Annotated in this window: 16 protein-coding genes and 6 tRNA genes; 13 read left to right on the plus strand and 9 right to left on the minus strand. The window is 71.2% G+C overall.

Annotated features, from left to right (window positions below; genetic code table 11):
- Nucleotides 1-285: 285 nt before the first annotated feature.
- Both cobA and ACZ5VQ_RS42735 read left to right on the plus strand, forming a co-directional pair.
- Nucleotides 286-1,530 (plus strand): uroporphyrinogen-III C-methyltransferase, encoded by a 1,245-nt coding sequence (gene cobA, locus ACZ5VQ_RS42730; RefSeq protein ID WP_469109745.1) that lies wholly within the window; start codon nucleotides 286-288, stop codon nucleotides 1,528-1,530.
- 64 nt (nucleotides 1,531-1,594) lie between these two features.
- Complete coding sequence (locus ACZ5VQ_RS42735; protein ID WP_055618248.1) at nucleotides 1,595-2,413, plus strand: TrmH family RNA methyltransferase; 819 nt, start codon at nucleotides 1,595-1,597, stop codon at nucleotides 2,411-2,413.
- A 92-nt stretch (nucleotides 2,414-2,505) separates the two neighbouring features.
- Here the strand turns inward: ACZ5VQ_RS42735 and ACZ5VQ_RS42740 are convergent, their stop codons facing one another.
- Nucleotides 2,506-3,777 (minus strand): serine/threonine-protein kinase, encoded by a 1,272-nt coding sequence (locus tag ACZ5VQ_RS42740; RefSeq protein ID WP_469109746.1) that lies wholly within the window; start codon nucleotides 3,775-3,777, stop codon nucleotides 2,506-2,508.
- 196 nt (nucleotides 3,778-3,973) lie between these two features.
- On the opposite strand from ACZ5VQ_RS42740, the gene ACZ5VQ_RS42745 reads away from it, so the two are divergent.
- From ACZ5VQ_RS42745 to ACZ5VQ_RS42760, 4 genes are all read left to right on the plus strand, one after another.
- The gene (locus ACZ5VQ_RS42745) at nucleotides 3,974-4,240 is read left to right on the plus strand and encodes a hypothetical protein (RefSeq protein ID WP_055511046.1); all 267 of its coding nucleotides are present in this window, start codon (nucleotides 3,974-3,976) and stop codon (nucleotides 4,238-4,240) included.
- A gap of 232 nt (nucleotides 4,241-4,472) precedes the next feature.
- Entirely contained in the window at nucleotides 4,473-4,682 is a 210-nt protein-coding gene (locus ACZ5VQ_RS42750; RefSeq protein WP_055618075.1) for a hypothetical protein, read from the plus strand.
- Nucleotides 4,683-4,879: 197 nt separating this feature from the next.
- Nucleotides 4,880-5,827, plus strand: coding sequence for an aminoglycoside phosphotransferase family protein (locus tag ACZ5VQ_RS42755; protein ID WP_469109747.1), 948 nt, complete (start codon nucleotides 4,880-4,882; stop codon nucleotides 5,825-5,827).
- Nucleotides 5,828-5,901: 74 nt separating this feature from the next.
- On the plus strand, nucleotides 5,902-6,225 hold the full coding sequence (locus ACZ5VQ_RS42760) for a TFIIB-type zinc ribbon-containing protein (RefSeq protein ID WP_307526551.1): 324 nt from the start codon (nucleotides 5,902-5,904) through the stop codon (nucleotides 6,223-6,225).
- A 56-nt stretch (nucleotides 6,226-6,281) separates the two neighbouring features.
- Here the strand turns inward: ACZ5VQ_RS42760 and ACZ5VQ_RS42765 are convergent.
- From ACZ5VQ_RS42765 to ACZ5VQ_RS42785, 5 genes are all read right to left on the minus strand, one after another.
- Nucleotides 6,282-6,356 (minus strand) — tRNA-Val (locus ACZ5VQ_RS42765).
- Between the two features lie 29 nt (nucleotides 6,357-6,385).
- Nucleotides 6,386-6,457, minus strand: a tRNA-Val gene (locus ACZ5VQ_RS42770).
- 36 nt (nucleotides 6,458-6,493) lie between these two features.
- Nucleotides 6,494-6,565: transfer RNA gene (locus tag ACZ5VQ_RS42775), tRNA-Val, on the minus strand.
- 1 nt (nucleotide 6,566) lies between these two features.
- Nucleotides 6,567-6,640 (minus strand) — tRNA-Cys (locus ACZ5VQ_RS42780).
- A 39-nt stretch (nucleotides 6,641-6,679) separates the two neighbouring features.
- Nucleotides 6,680-6,752: transfer RNA gene (locus ACZ5VQ_RS42785), tRNA-Gly, on the minus strand.
- Between the two features lie 156 nt (nucleotides 6,753-6,908).
- Here ACZ5VQ_RS42785 and ACZ5VQ_RS42790 point away from each other — a divergent pair.
- The 3 genes from ACZ5VQ_RS42790 to ACZ5VQ_RS42800 are packed head-to-tail and all read left to right on the plus strand — an operon-like array spanning nucleotide 6,909 to nucleotide 9,665.
- Complete coding sequence (locus ACZ5VQ_RS42790) at nucleotides 6,909-7,964, plus strand: chorismate-binding protein (protein WP_469109748.1); 1,056 nt, start codon at nucleotides 6,909-6,911, stop codon at nucleotides 7,962-7,964.
- Nucleotides 7,961-8,782: an aminotransferase class IV gene (locus tag ACZ5VQ_RS42795; protein WP_469109749.1), complete on the plus strand. Its 822-nt coding sequence runs from the start codon at nucleotides 7,961-7,963 to the stop codon at nucleotides 8,780-8,782. The genes ACZ5VQ_RS42790 and ACZ5VQ_RS42795 overlap by 4 nt, the downstream gene beginning before the upstream one ends.
- A gap of 58 nt (nucleotides 8,783-8,840) precedes the next feature.
- On the plus strand, nucleotides 8,841-9,665 hold the full coding sequence (locus tag ACZ5VQ_RS42800; RefSeq protein ID WP_469109750.1) for a GNAT family N-acetyltransferase: 825 nt from the start codon (nucleotides 8,841-8,843) through the stop codon (nucleotides 9,663-9,665).
- Between the two features lie 48 nt (nucleotides 9,666-9,713).
- On the opposite strand, the gene ACZ5VQ_RS42805 is transcribed toward ACZ5VQ_RS42800, so the two are convergent.
- Nucleotides 9,714-10,238 (minus strand): DsbA family protein, encoded by a 525-nt coding sequence (locus tag ACZ5VQ_RS42805; protein ID WP_469109751.1) that lies wholly within the window; start codon nucleotides 10,236-10,238, stop codon nucleotides 9,714-9,716.
- Between the two features lie 226 nt (nucleotides 10,239-10,464).
- Here ACZ5VQ_RS42805 and ACZ5VQ_RS42810 point away from each other — a divergent pair, with 226 nt between their 5' ends.
- Together ACZ5VQ_RS42810 and ACZ5VQ_RS42815 are read left to right on the plus strand one after the other, a co-directional pair.
- Nucleotides 10,465-10,914 (plus strand): hypothetical protein, encoded by a 450-nt coding sequence (locus ACZ5VQ_RS42810; RefSeq protein ID WP_469109752.1) that lies wholly within the window; start codon nucleotides 10,465-10,467, stop codon nucleotides 10,912-10,914.
- A gap of 182 nt (nucleotides 10,915-11,096) precedes the next feature.
- The gene (locus tag ACZ5VQ_RS42815) at nucleotides 11,097-11,249 is read left to right on the plus strand and encodes a hypothetical protein (protein WP_169802000.1); all 153 of its coding nucleotides are present in this window, start codon (nucleotides 11,097-11,099) and stop codon (nucleotides 11,247-11,249) included.
- A 41-nt stretch (nucleotides 11,250-11,290) separates the two neighbouring features.
- Here ACZ5VQ_RS42815 and ACZ5VQ_RS42820 read toward each other — a convergent pair whose 3' ends face one another.
- Together ACZ5VQ_RS42820 and ACZ5VQ_RS42825 are read right to left on the minus strand one after the other, a co-directional pair.
- Complete coding sequence (locus tag ACZ5VQ_RS42820; protein WP_469109753.1) at nucleotides 11,291-11,848, minus strand: CGNR zinc finger domain-containing protein; 558 nt, start codon at nucleotides 11,846-11,848, stop codon at nucleotides 11,291-11,293.
- Between the two features lie 286 nt (nucleotides 11,849-12,134).
- Entirely contained in the window at nucleotides 12,135-12,548 is a 414-nt protein-coding gene (locus ACZ5VQ_RS42825; protein WP_003959770.1) for an SsgA family sporulation/cell division regulator, read from the minus strand.
- A 191-nt stretch (nucleotides 12,549-12,739) separates the two neighbouring features.
- Here ACZ5VQ_RS42825 and ACZ5VQ_RS42830 point away from each other — a divergent pair, with 191 nt between their 5' ends.
- Nucleotides 12,740-13,174, plus strand: coding sequence for a TIGR02611 family protein (locus ACZ5VQ_RS42830; RefSeq protein ID WP_200401934.1), 435 nt, complete (start codon nucleotides 12,740-12,742; stop codon nucleotides 13,172-13,174).
- A gap of 69 nt (nucleotides 13,175-13,243) precedes the next feature.
- Nucleotides 13,244-13,318: transfer RNA gene (locus ACZ5VQ_RS42835), tRNA-Val, on the plus strand.
- Nucleotides 13,319-14,382 lie beyond the last annotated feature (1,064 nt).

Here is a 14,382-nt window from a genome sequence, read left to right on the forward strand (position 1 = left end):
CAGCGGCTTCACGGCGATCGCGGTACCGATCACGACCCCCGCCGCACCCCATCTCCCCCGGCTCGCGAGGAGCAGGGCGAACGGGTGGGCACAGACCGACGACGGACCCGCACGTCCGGGGGCCCGGGGGCGGAGCCCCCGGTTTCGGGAAGGGGCGGGCTTGGGGAAAGAACCCCCACCCACCCCCCGCCACCCACCACCCCACACCATAAAATCCGCACGTCAGGCCCGCTCCAAGGCAGCAGCGCGCCCACCCGCACCATCCGCATGAGGAGCCGCACCTCCATGGCCGAAAACCCCGCCTACCCTGTAGGCCTCCGCCTCACCGGCCGCCGCGTAGTAGTCCTCGGCGCAGGCCAGGTGGCTCAACGCCGCCTCCCGGCCCTCATCGCGGCAGGCGCGGACATCCACCTCGTGTCCCCGGCCGCCACCCCCTCCGTCGAGGCGATGGCGGACGCGGGCGAGCTGACCTGGACAAGGCGCCCGTACGAGCCCGGCGACCTCGCGGATGCCTGGTACGCCCTGATCGCCACCAGCGACCCCGAGGCGAACACCGCGGCCTCCGCCGAGGCCGAGGCACACCGCGTGTGGTGCGTCCGCTCGGACGACGCGGACGCGGCCACGGCCTGGACCCCGGCGACCGGCCACAGCGAGGGCGTCACGGTGGCCGTCCTGACGACGAACGCGAAGGGCCGCGACCCCCGCCACACGGCGGCCATCAGGGACGCGGTCGTCGAGGGCCTTCGCGACGGCACCCTCGTCGCGCCCCACCACCGCACCCGCACCCCCGGCGTCGCCCTGGTCGGCGGCGGCCCCGGCGACCCGGACCTGATCACGGTCCGAGGCCGCCGCTTCCTCGCCGAGGCGGACGTGGTCATCGCCGACCGCCTCGGCCCCCGCGACCTCCTCGCCGAACTCCCGCCGCACGTCGAGGTGATCGACGCGGCGAAGATCCCGTACGGCCGTTTCATGGCCCAGGAGGCCATCAACAACGCGCTGATCGAGCACGCCAGGCAGGGCAAGGCGGTCGTCCGTCTGAAGGGCGGCGACCCCTACGTCTACGGCCGTGGCATGGAGGAGGTCCAGGCGCTGGCCGAGGCGGGCATCACCTGCACGGTCGTCCCCGGCATCTCCAGCTCGATCTCGGTGCCGGGCGCGGCGGGCATCCCGGTCACCCACCGCGGGGTCGCCCACGACTTCACCGTCGTCAGCGGCCACATCGCCCCCGACGACGAACGCTCCCTGGTCGACTGGGCGGCCCTCGCCAAGCTCCGCGGCACCCTGGTCATCCTGATGGGCGTGGACAAGATCGGCGCCATCGCCCGTACGTTGATGGACAACGGCAAGTCGGCGGACACCCCCGTGGCCGTCGTCCAGGAGGGCACGACCGCCGCGCAGCGCAGGGTCGACGCGACGCTCGCCACGGTCGCCGAGACCGTACTCGCCGAGAACGTGAAGCCCCCGGCGGTCATCGTCATCGGCGAGGTCGTGACCGTGCGCCCTGACAACTCCTCGCGGGCATCCGAGTAACCCCGGGTAACACAACCCGTTCCAAGCCGTTGGCACCACACCCAGGACAAGGCAGTATCACCCTGTGGCCGATCTCATCACCGTTGAGGACCCAGCCGACCCCCGTCTGCGCGACTACACGGGCCTGACCGACGTGGAGCTGCGCCGCAAGCGAGAACCCGCCGAGGGCCTGTTCATCGCCGAGGGCGAGAAGGTCATCAGACGGGCCAAGGACGCCGGTTACGAGATGCGCTCGATGCTGCTCTCCGCCAAGTGGGTCGACGTCATGCGCGACGTCATCGACGAGCTGCCGGCCCCGGTGTACGCGGTAAGTCCCGACCTGGCCGAACAGGTCACCGGCTACCACGTGCACCGGGGCGCCCTCGCCTCCATGCAGCGCAAGCCGCTGCCGACCCCGGACGACCTGCTCCAGACGGCCCGCCGGGTCGTCGTCATGGAGTCGGTCAACGACCACACCAACATCGGCGCGATCTTCCGCAGCGCCGCAGCCCTCGGCATGGACGCGGTCCTGCTGTCCCCCGACTGCGCGGACCCGCTCTACCGACGTTCGGTGAAGGTCTCCATGGGCGCGGTCTTCTCCGTCCCGTACGCCCGTCTGGACACCTGGCCCAAGGGCCTGGAAACGGTCCGCGAAGCGGGCTTCACCCTCCTCGCCCTCACCCCTGACGAGAAGGCCAAGTCCCTGGACGAGGCGGCCCCGCACAAGATGGACCGCGTGGCCCTGATGCTCGGCGCGGAGGGCGACGGCCTGTCCACCCAGGCCCTGGTGGCCGCCGACGAATGGGTCCGCATCCCCATGGCCCACGGCGTCGACTCCCTGAACGTGGGAGCAGCGGCAGCGGTCGCCTTCTACGCGGTGGCAACGGGCAGACCACAGAACTAGGGGGCGCCTTCAGGGCGCGGGGCCGTGACACTGTGCGGCTCCGCCGCGTGGGCGCGACCGGCCACGACGTACCCGCGGCCGGCAAATAACGCTCACCCGCCGGGGCGAACCCCGCTCTGTCCGTACGACTGCTCCTGCCGCACATCCCCGCCCGAGCCCTCGTGACCAAGCCCCCGGGCGGGCCCCTGGCACCCCTGCGCCGCAGCGATCCCCAATGCCACCAACAACGTCACCACCACGAACACGAACAGCCGCTGCCGCAACAACCGCGGATTGGCAGGCCGCCGTCCCGTTCCCGTGGTCCGCGGCCCAGAGCGTCCCGCCCCACTCCGCGGCGGCCTGGGCCGGCTCCCCGTACCGGACCGCGAGGGCGCCGGACGAGCCCCCGACCGCGAAGGGCTGCCGTTGCCACGAGGCGAGGACGTGCCCTGCGTACGCCGCTGTGTGCGCTGCTCCGGGTAGCTCTCGGTGAGCCGCCCGGTCGGCCGGTCGGCCTCGGCGGTACGGGGCGCGGGCGGCCGGGCGTCGCCCATTCCCTGCGCCTCCCGGGCCGCGATCTCCTTCAGCCGCAGCGACAACTGGAGCGTGCTGGGCCGCTCCTCGGGGTCCTTCGCCAGACAGGCCCGCACGAGAGGGGCCAGCGCGTCCGGCACGCCGTGCAGCTGTGCCTCCTCGTGCACGACTCTGTAGAGCATCACTTCGGAACTGCCGTGTCCGAAGGGCGAGTCCTGGGTCGCCGCGTAGGCCAGCGTGGCCCCCAGGGCGAACACGTCCGTGGCCGGCGTGACCGCCGCGCCCCGCACCTGCTCCGGAGCCAGGAACCCGGGCGACCCCACCGCCGTACCGACGTGCGTCAGCGTGCTCGCGCCGGTCGCCCAGGCGATGCCGAAGTCGATGATGCGTGGCCCCTTCGGGGACAGCAGGATGTTCGACGGCTTCAGGTCGCGGTGGACGACACCGGCCTCGTGCACGGCGACGAGCCCCTCGGAGAGGGCGGCGCCGACGGCCGCGACCTCGGCCGCGCGGAGCGGGCCCTCGTCGTTGACCTTGTCGTGCAGCGAGGGTCCCGGCACGTACTGCGTCGCGAACCAGGGCCGGTCCGCCTCCAGATCCGCGGCGACCAGGCGCGCGGTGCAGCCGCCCCGGATCCGCCGCGCCGCCGACACCTCGCGGGCGAACCGCGACCGGAACTCCTGATCCTCCGCCAGGTCCGGCCGGATCACCTTCAGCGCGACACGCTGGCCACGCCGGTCGGAGCCCAGATAGACAACGCCCATCCCGCCCGCGCCGAGCCGTCGGTGAAGCCTGAACGAGCCGACGACACGCGGGTCCTCGCGCCTCAGGCGCATCATCGCCATGTCCATCCCCGCTGCCCGGTCCGTTTGACGAGCCACAGCTTACGTTTCCGCGGCCGGGTGCGCGCAGAGGCCGCGCCCTCGCGGCCCGATCGATTGTCAGTGCCGGGTGGGAAACTTGAAAGGTGGTCAGGGGACGGGGGAGCCGGGCGGCGTTGAGCTGCGCGGATCCCCAACCATCCGTCGCAGAAGGGGGATTGGACCCGTGAAGGGTGATCGCGTGGAGATAGTGGTCGACGCCGGGGACACGACGCGTACGTACGAGGTGGTGGCGAGCCGGGCGGGCCGCCGGGTGGAGACAGCGGTCCGTAGGGGGGTGGTCGAAGTGAGCGAAGTCACCCGCAGCGGATCAGTCGTCCGTACGGCCCGCTTCATGGCCACCAGGGTGCTCGCCCTCGTCGAGCAGCCGGTCCCGAGGGAGGACAGCTCGGAACAGACCGGACGTCCCCTCCGGGAAACCCCTGAGACCTAGGACCTCTTCTCCACCCAGGGGAGTAGTCCGCAGGTCACCGGTCATCCTCGGGGAGGCCCGGTAATAGGTACGAGGGCATGACGACCCGCACGCCTCCCACGCCTAGATTTGTTGTCAAGCGGCGGGTGCAGCACTCGTCCCCCGAGGTCAGACACCCGCCGCTGCCAGACAACAGAAGCTTTTCAACAGATCCCATCCAACAGATCTCAACAGAACGGTCAGGAGAGGGACCATGGCGGACACAGCATCGCGGACCATGATCCGCACGCAGGGACGCAAGGCGTACAGCGCCGCGTTCGGTTCCAGCCGGTCCGGCCGACGCCACCCCCTGGTGGCGACGGCCATGGTCCTCCCTCTGGCCACCCTGCTCGTAGTCGTCTTCGGCGGCTGGGAAGCAGTGGTCACACAGGCGTCGTCCGTGGGCGTGATGCTGGGGCGCTGAGCGGCGCCCCAGGCCCGGAAGAGCGGTCCGGGCGGGGACATCCGGCCATGAAACCCCGTGGGGACGGGGGTGCGGCGGACGGCAAAAATGCGGGCGCAGCTGGGGAGCTGCGCCCGCATTGCTTTGCTTGCGTACGCTCCCGGAAGGATCCGTCGGTACAGGACCCGAGCGGGACGCAGAAGCTGAGGGGGACCCGAGTGACCGCAGACGTGCTGCCCGCGCTCAGGGCGAAGGTGCGGGCCGTCGCTCATCCGGCGGCGGAGGCCTGTGTCTGCGGTACGGAGACCTCCGTGCTGGCAGACCGGCCCGACGGCACCGTCGTCCGGCATGCCGGCACCGTGGCGAAGGCGCACGCCGCCGACACCGACTCCGGCGAGCTCGCGGCACGGATGGCGGTCGCGGCACACCCCCGACTCGACGGCGTCCTCCTGCCACCGCTGAGGCCGAGCGCGGTCGAGTCGCACGGGCGGCCGGTCACCTTCTGGCCGTACGGCAGCCCCGTGGACCGGGACGACCCCGACGCCGCCCCCTGGGAGGCGGCCGCCACCCTCCTCGCGCGACTGCACCGGACGCCACAGTCCGTACTCCCGCCCGGCGTCCCGCCCATGCGAGGCCCGGCCAAGGCGGCCCGTGCCGTCGCCCGCCTCCAGGCGGCCGGCCAGCACCCGGCGGCCGCCCCGGTCCTGCGTGCCTGGGCCGTCCTGCCCGCCTGGGCGAGGAACGAGGCCCCGATGCCGTACGCGCGCACGCTGTGCCACGGTGACCTCCACCTGGGCCAGCTGGTGCGGACGCAGGACGGCGGCTGGCTGCTCATCGACATCGACGACCTGGGCCTGGGCGAGCCCGCGTGGGACCTGGCCCGGCCCGCGGCCTGGTTCGCGTGCGGACTCCTGCCGCCCGACGAGTGGGCACGCTTCCTCACCGCCTACCAGCAGGCCGACGGCCCGGCCGTCCCCGCGGCCGACGACCCCTGGCCGGCCCTCGACGTCCCGGCCCGCGCCCTGACCGTGCAGACCGCGGCCCTGGCGATCGCCAAGTCCCTCGCGGCGGAGCGCCCGTTGGACGAGGTGGAAACGTCCGTGATCGATGCTTGTGACCGAATGGCCACACACCCGCCGGAGTTGGCGGGAGAATACGCGACGTAGGGTGCAACCGACCGAAGCCGGGCGGAGTCTGTCCTGGCGGAAGCAGTACCGACCGGCGAGGAGTTGAGCCGAGCATGCAGTGTCCGAAGTGTCACGCGCCGATGCACACGTACAACCGCAATGGCGTCCAGATCGAGCAGTGCAGCGGCTGCCGCGGGATATTTCTCGACTACGGCGAGCTGGAGTCGCTGGCCCGCCTGGAGGGCCAGTACTCGCAGCCGGCCCCGCCGCCCCCCGGTGTCCCGCAGGCATACCCGGCCGCGGGCGCCCCGCAGGCGTACCCTGCGGCCCCCGCACCCGCCTGGGGCGCTCCGCACGGCGGTCACGGCGGCCATGGCGGTCACTACGGCCACAACAAGCGTCACAAGAGCTTCGGCCACATGCTCTTCTCCTCCTGACCGGCCCGGAGGAACGACGAAGCCCCCGACCGTACGAGACGGCCGGGGGCTTCGGCTGGTGCGCGATACTGGGATTGAACCAGTGACCTCTTCCGTGTCAGGGAAGCGCTCTCCCGCTGAGCTAATCGCGCAGGTGGGACCTGCAGATGGTGCTGGTGCGTGCGCGATACTGGGATTGAACCAGTGACCTCTTCCGTGTCAGGGAAGCGCTCTCCCGCTGAGCTAATCGCGCGGGATCGGATCTCGCCGAACGTACCGGAAGATCCAGTGGACGATACTGGGATTGAACCAGTGACCTCTTCCGTGTCAGGGAAGCGCTCTCCCGCTGAGCTAATCGTCCTTGGAGGTGGAGACGGGATTTGAACCCGTGTAGACGGCTTTGCAGGCCGTTGCCTCGCCTCTCGGCCACTCCACCAGGAGTGCGGGGGTTCGGGAAGATCCCCCACTTCCTGCGAGCGGACGACCAGGTTCGAACTGGCGACCTCAACCTTGGCAAGGTTGCGCTCTACCAACTGAGCTACGTCCGCTTGTCGTTTCCGGTTCGCGTGAGCGTCCCGGCGACGTGTTGAACTCTAGCGGATTCCGGGGCCAGCACAAAAACGCGTTTGTGCAGCGTGCTGCGCTACGCCCGCTCCAGGACACGGCCAGGGCACCCGCGGGTCACCCGCCATAGACTCACAGCCGTGCACGACCTCCCAGCTCTCGCCCGTTTCGGCAACATCGTCGCGACCGGTCTTCTCGATGTCACCGGCGACCCGGCGGCTCTGGACTCCAGTGGCTTCTGGGCCGTCAGCGCCGACTTCGAGGGGCGGCTGGTCTGTGCCCGTTTCGCGGACGCGCGACGGGAGCCTGTCCCCGCGCCGGTGCCGGGGGAGTGGCGCGGTCCGGCGGTCGGTGACTGGACGTCGTCGCTCGACCGCGCCGCGTACACGGCAGGCGTACGGCGCATCCGGGAGCACATCGCGACCGGTGACGTGTACCAGGCGAACCTCTGCCGGGTCCTGTCCGCGCCGGTCGCGCCCGACGCCGACGTGGACGCGCTGACCGCTCTGCTGGCGCGCGGCAACCCGGCACCGTATGCCGGAACGATTCGCCTGCCCGGCCACGACGTGGAGATCGCGACCGCGTCTCCCGAGCTCTTCCTCCGGGTCAGCGGGGCGGTGGTCGAGTCGGGCCCCATCAAGGGCACCGGGCGGACCGAGGCGGACCTGCTGGAGAAGGACCGCGCCGAGAACGTGATGATCGTGGATCTGGTGCGCAACGACCTCGGTAGGGTGTGCTCCACGGGCAGCGTGACCGTGCCCGACCTGTGCGTCGTCGAGAAGCACCCGGGACTGGTCCACCTCGTCTCCACCGTCCGGGGCGAACTCCGCGAGGGCGCCGGCTGGCCCGAACTGCTGGCCGCGGCCTTCCCGCCCGGCTCGGTGACCGGTGCGCCGAAATCCAGCGCCCTGCGGATCATCGAGGCCCTGGAGACGGCGCCACGGGGCCCGTACTGCGGCGGCATCGGCTGGGTCGACGCGGACCGCGGCACCGGGGAGCTGGCCGTCGGCATCCGCACCTTCTGGATCGACCGGGCGGAGGGCGTGCTGCGCTTCGGCTCCGGCGCGGGGATCACCTGGGGTTCGGACCCCGAGCGCGAGTGGGAGGAGACCGAACTGAAAGCCGCGCGACTGCTCGCTGTAGCGTCGGGGGTGTACCCAGGGGCGTACGACGCAAGTGAAGGGACCCACAGGTGAAGCTCTGGCTCGACGGCCGGCTGCAGGACAGCGAGTCGGCCCGTGTCTCCGTCTTCGACCACGGGCTGACCGTGGGCGACGGCGTCTTCGAGACCGCGAAGGCGGTGGACGGCCGTCCGTTCGCGCTCACCCGCCACCTCGACCGGCTGTCGCGCTCGGCGCTCGGCCTCGGGCTGCCCGAGCCCGACCACGACGAGGTGCGCCGGGCCTGTGCGGCCGTCCTGGAAGCCAACCCGATGCCGCTCGGCCGACTGCGGATCACGTACACCGGCGGCCACGGCCCGCTGGGTTCCGACCGCGGGGAGCACGGACCGACCCTGGTCGTCGCCCTCGGCGAGGCCACCCGGCGCCCGGACTCCACCGCCGTGATCACCGTGCCCTGGACCCGCAACGAGCGCGGCACGCTGACGGGCCTCAAGACGACCTCGTACGCCGAGAACGTCGTCGCCCTCGCCCGCGCGCGCGAACAGGGCGCGTCCGAGGCGCTGTTCGCGAACACGGTCGGGCAGCTCTGCGAGGGCACGGGCTCGAACGTCTTCGTCGTCCTCGACGGCGAGATCCACACCCCGCCGGTGGCCTCCGGCTGCCTCGCCGGCATCACCCGGGCCCTCACCGTCGACTGGACGGGCGCCAGGGAGACCGACCTGCCGCTGGACGTCCTGGAACGGGCCGACGAGATCTTCCTGACCTCGTCGCTGCGCGATGTGCAGGCCGTGCACCGGGCCGACGGCCGTCAACTGCCGGGCGCACCGGGCCCGGTGACCGTCAAGGCGATGCGGATCTTCGACGAGCGGTCGGGCGACGACCTCGACCCCTGACAGGACCGGCACCCTTAACCGGATGACGTAGGCCTCGCGGACGGGTACAACACCCCTGATGACCACGACCCTGCGGCCGACCGAGCCGCTTCAGCGCGACGCCGACGGAGCGCTGTCACGGCACTACACGGTGTGCGTGAACAGCCGTCCCGTCGGCGGGATACACCTCGCCGCCCACTCCCTCTCCGGGCCGTCCGTCGCCCGCATCCATGACCTCGGCATCGACGAACCGGACCGCGGACGTGGCCGCGGCACCGTGGCCGCGCTCGCCGCGGAGGAGGTGGCGCGCGGCTGGGGCTGTGCGCGGATCGAGGCGTCGGTGCCCGCCACGGCCACGACCGCACTGCGGTTGGCCACGGCCCTCGGTTACGTGCTGCGCAACCGCCACATGGAGAAGCGGCTCGGCGCCACGCCGCCCGAACTGCCCGCCGGCAGCCTGGGACGCCCCATGACGGAGGCCGAGTTCGGTCCCTGGGAGGAGCGGGCGAAGGAGGAGTACGCCAAGGACTGGATCACCCGCGGAGTGCCCGAGGCCGAGGCCCGCGCCAAGTCCGAGCGGGACCACGCCACTTCGCTGCCGGACGGGCTCAGCAGCGCGGGCATGGACTTCAGCATCCTGGAACACGAGGGGACGCCGGTCGGCGTGCTGTGGCTGGGCGCGCGCGACGGCTGGTCGTTCGTCTACGAGGTCGAGTCCGACGAGCGCCATCGCGGCCGGGGCCACGGCCGTTCGCTGATGCTCCTGGCGGAGGTGCAGGCGATCGCCGCCGGACACCCCGGCATCCGCCTGAACGTCTTCGACGGGAACGCCCCGGCCGAGCGGCTCTACGAGTCACTCGGCTACGAGACGACCACCTACCACTTCTACAAGAACCTGCTGTAGCCGTACATGCGCCTGTAGGGCCTGTAGGGGGGCGCGCGGTTGCGGCGGTCAGGCCTGCTGCTCGGACAGCAGCCGGTCCACGATCTCCTCGACGCGCTCGCGCAGCCCCTCCTGGCTCTTGCCGCCGTCGAGCCGCTCACCGTCGACGACGTACGTCGGGGTGCCGGTCACGCCGATGGCCTTGCCCTCGGCCTGGTCGGCGTCGACGATCAGGATGTGCCGGCCGTCGATGAGAGCGGTGTCGAACTCCTCGGCGTCCAGGCCGAGTTCCCCGGCCACCTCGACCAGGAAGGGCTCCCCCTCACGGTCAAGCTCCTGTACGCGCCCGAGCACCGCCTCGACGTACGGCCAGGCCAGCCCCTGTTCCGCGGCCTCCTCGGCGGCCTGGGCGGCGGCGAAGGCGTGCTTGTGCTTCTCCAGAGGGAAGTGCCGCAGCCGCAGCTCCAGCCGGTCGCCGTAGCGGGCGCGCAGCGCGCGCAGGTCGTCCAGGGCGCTACGGCAGTCCGGGCACTGCAGTTCGCACCAGACGTCCAGGACGGGGGCGGCGGGGCGTGCGGGGGAGGAGTCGCTCATGGGTCCCAGTCTCCCAGCCGAGGCTCCCGCGGCCCAACCGGGACCTTCCGACCCCGGGCGAACCCCGGACCACTCCTGATCGCGTACGGGGACCGGGCCCTGAGGAGGACCCGACCCGGAGATGTCCCTGAGGTCTGCCCGGACCATGGCATACCGGGCAGGGGGCGGTGCAGGATGGAAGGGACGAATCTGACCCTGCTCGCCCCAGCCATGTCTGGAGGACCGGATGATTGCCGAGACCGTCTGTTCCGCTGTCGCCGCGGCCGGCCTGGGCATCGCCGCGGTCACCGCGTACCGCAAGCGTTTCCTCATGGCGGTCCGCCTCACCGCGTACTCGCTGGTCCCCCTCGGTCTGGTGATGACCGGGGCCGTCGAATGGGCGGCGGAGACCGCCTTCAGCCCGATGGCCTGGGCGGGCTTCGGCGTGCTCGGCGGGGCCTGGCTGCTGTTCATGACCTCGCGGGCCGTGGAGCGGCGCACCGGCGGGACCCGCAAGGAGCGCAAGGCCGCCCGGGCCGCACAGCGCGAGGCGGTCGCCCCCGCGGCCTCGGCGCCCTCGCTCGGCGCGGCACCGGCCACGCGCCCGGCGACCCGCCCCGCCGCGAAGCCCCGCAAGGCCGAGCAGGGAGAGGACTTCAGCGACATCGAGGCCATCCTGAAGAAGCACGGCATATGAAGCAGCACGGCGTATGACGCTCTGAAACGACACAGTGACGCGGGCCGTGCCGTGCGTCCTCGCGTGGGACAGGCACCTATCCCAGATCGTGGACCGCCGTGTCACGGATTTCGGCTAACTCCCCCATAATCCGGGCGTGTTGATCGCGTAGGGCCAGTCCGCTGCGCCATCATCGCCGCGAGATGCTGGACACAACACAGAGCGACACCGCTGCCCCTTCCGAGGAGCCGCGGGGTTGTCTCTTCGCGCTTTCCCAGCCACCGCTGATGATCTTCCTTGCGGTGATCGGCTGTCTGCTGCTCATGGCTTCGCTGCACGATCTGCTGCTGCTCTGAGCCGTACGCGGAGTCCCTGGCGCCACCCGCCGAGGACTCCGTCAGCCCGCCGCCTCCTTGCGACGCGCCCGGTAGGCGGCCACATGCAGACGGTTTCCGCAGGTGCGGCTGTCGCAGTAGCGGCGGGAGCGGTTGCGGGAGAGGTCGACGAAGGCGCGTCGGCAGTCCGGTGCCTCACAGCGGCGCAGCCGCTCCTGTTCGCCGGCCACCACGAAGAACGCCAGTGCCATGCCGCCGTCCGCGGCGAGATGGTCGGCGACGGACGCGCCGGGCGCGAAATAGTGCACGTGCCAGTCGTAGCCGTCGTGATCCGTGAGACGCGGAGTGGTGCCCGCGGCGGCGACCAGCTCGTTGATGAGCGTGGCGGCGGCCCGGGGATCCGAAGCGGCGAAGATCCCGGCGAAGCGCCCGCGGATCTTGCGCACCGCGGAGAGATCGAGCTCGGACAGGGTTCCGACGTCGCTGATGTCATGGTTTCGTACGAAATCGTGCAGGGCTGCGATGGTCGCGAGCCCGTCCGCCGTGTCGTCCTCCGGCGCGGTGTTCACCAGGTCTACCACGGCGTCGAGGGCGCACCGGGTGTCGTGGGTGATCAGCACATTTCGCTCCCTGGCCTGGAAATCGGGCAGCCGCCCGCCGATGCTGGCCGATGCTAGTCGCTTACCGGCCCGGAGGACCGGCTCCGTCCCGGCGGGCGGCCCCCAGGCACTGGCCGGCGGCATCCGCGCGGGGCCGTCGCGGGCGCATGAACGGGCGCATGCACAGGCGCCGCCACCCTGGAATGTCCAGGGTGGCGGCGCCTGTGCATGCGCCATATGCGGTTGTCTGAGCCCGAGCCGTCTCCCCGAGTGGACGGCGCCGGGCGGCTTGGTGCGGAGTCTCGTCCTAGCTTTCGGCCAGGATGTGCGAGAGCTCCGTGTCGAGATCGAAGTGCCGGTGTTCCGTGCCAGGGGGCACGGCGGCATCTGTTCGCTTCAGGAACGACTCCAGGGCCCGCGCCGGGGCCTCGAGCAGGGCCTCTCCCTCCGGAGAGCTCAGGGCGATGCACACGACGCCCTGACCGTGGCTGCGCGACGGCCAGACGCGGACGTCGCCGGTGCCGGTGGGCCGGTGCAGGCCCTCGGCCAGAAGGTCGCGGGCGAACACCCACTCGACGGTCTCTTCGGCTCCGGTGTGGAAGGTGGCGTGCACGGCGTAGGGATCGGCCGTGTCATACCGCAGTCCTGCGGGAACAGGCAGTGAGGACTCGCTCGACACAACGAGGCGCAGGTGCAGCTCGCAGCTGACCGTGGTGTTCATAAGCGCCAGGGCCTTTCGCTCAGTGTGCGCTCGGGGATTCGCACGTCGGCGAAATCGACATGCCACCTACGGTGCCGTTGTAAACCCCTCTGAGTGTTTTGCGTGTCTTTAGGTAGCTCATCCGGCCGAGTGCTCGTTCGCGGAGTACCACCATTCCGGTGACCGGTTTCCGTCGGGTAGGGTTTGGCCGTATGAATACGGGGAGTGACGAAACGGGGGAGGCCGTCGCGGCGGCCGACGGAACGAAGAGCGAGCCGGCGCTCGGATCCCGTGCGCCGGAATTCATCAAGGCGCGACGGGCGCTGCACCTGAGCTGGCAGGTGGGCGTGTTCATCGTGGGTCTCGCGGTCGTCGTGGCCGGCGTGATCATGCTGCCGTTGCCCGGACCGGGCTGGCTGGTGATCTTCGGCGGCATGGCGATCTGGGCGACCGAGTTCGTCTGGGCCCAGCTGGTGCTCCGCTGGACGAAGCGCAAGGTCACCGAGGCCACGCAGAAGGCCCTCGATCCCAAGGTGCGGCGCCGCAACATCATCCTGACGACCATCGGGCTGGTGATCATCGCGGTGCTGGTCGGGATCTACGTCTGGAAGTTCGGCTTCGAGATGCCGTGGAAGATCAAGGAGTAGCAGCCCTCCGCACCCTTCGAAGGCGGTCGGAGGCACCCCCTGACATGGGGTAATCTTCTCCGTGCGCCCGGGCGATTAGCTCAGCGGGAGAGCGCTTCGTTCACACCGAAGAGGTCACTGGTTCGATCCCAGTATCGCCCACCACATCAATTGGCGGCCGGGTCCACAGAGCACGTGGACCCGGCCGCCAATCGCCGTTTCAGCAGGCGATTGCGACCGGTCGAGGGCCTGCTACCTGCACTCCACAGACGCGGATCTGGCCGGAGCGGGCGTTCCGGCCGGACGGCTGGCCGGAGCGGGCGCTGTTCCGCTGCTTCCCAGGGGCGGACACCTACGTGGATCCCCGCGGTGGACGCGTGTCCGGGTCCCCGCAGCGAGCACGGGCGCCGGAGCCTCTCGGAGGGGGCACCCGACTGGGATTCCGTGAAGCGGCGCCGGCCCCAGGCCTCTCGGTGACGGCGCCTGGCCGCGATTCCACGGGGTGGACGCCAGCCCTGGGCTTCCGGGTGAGAGCACCCGGTCGCAGCCTCGCGGAGCGGCGCTGCGCCCGGGCTTCACGGGGGTGCCCAGCTGGAGCGTGGCGGCCCCTGGGCCTGGGCTTTCCGGGGCGGGTGCCTGGCCGTGATTCCGGGAAGTGGACGCCGTGCTTGGGCTGCCAGGCGAGAGCGCCAGAGTGCGGCTTCGCGGAGTGGTACCGAGCCCGGGCCTCGCTGCGAGGTCGCTCAGCTGCGGTTTCGTGGAGCGGGCGTTGGAGCGTGGGCCTCCCAGAGTGGGCGCTGGGCTCGGGCTTTCCGGTGTCGGCGTTGAAGGCGGGCCTCTTGGGAGGGCGTGTGGGCGAGGTTTCGTGCGGTGGGGCTGGTCCGGGCTTCTGAAGCGGGCGTCTCGCTGTGATTTCGAAGAGCTGGCGCTGGACCTGGGTCTCCCGGTGTCGGCGCTGGGTTCGGGCTTCGCGGAGGAGCGCGGGGACGAGGTTTCGTGGAGTGGGTGCTGGTGCTGCCCCACCACCCGATCAACGTGCCTGCTCAAGCCCACCGCCCCCCACAGCAGCCGCCTACGACTGCGTCCCAATCACCGCCGGTATCAGCGCCCCCGCCAGCCCCCTCCACCGCCACCCCCCGGGGACGACCCCGCCTCCCGACACCCACCCTCGCCCCCGGGGGCGACCCCCACCTCCCGACACCCGCCCTCACCCCGACCCCGCCAACTCC

The organism is Streptomyces sp. NPDC033178, from assembly GCF_055577685.1.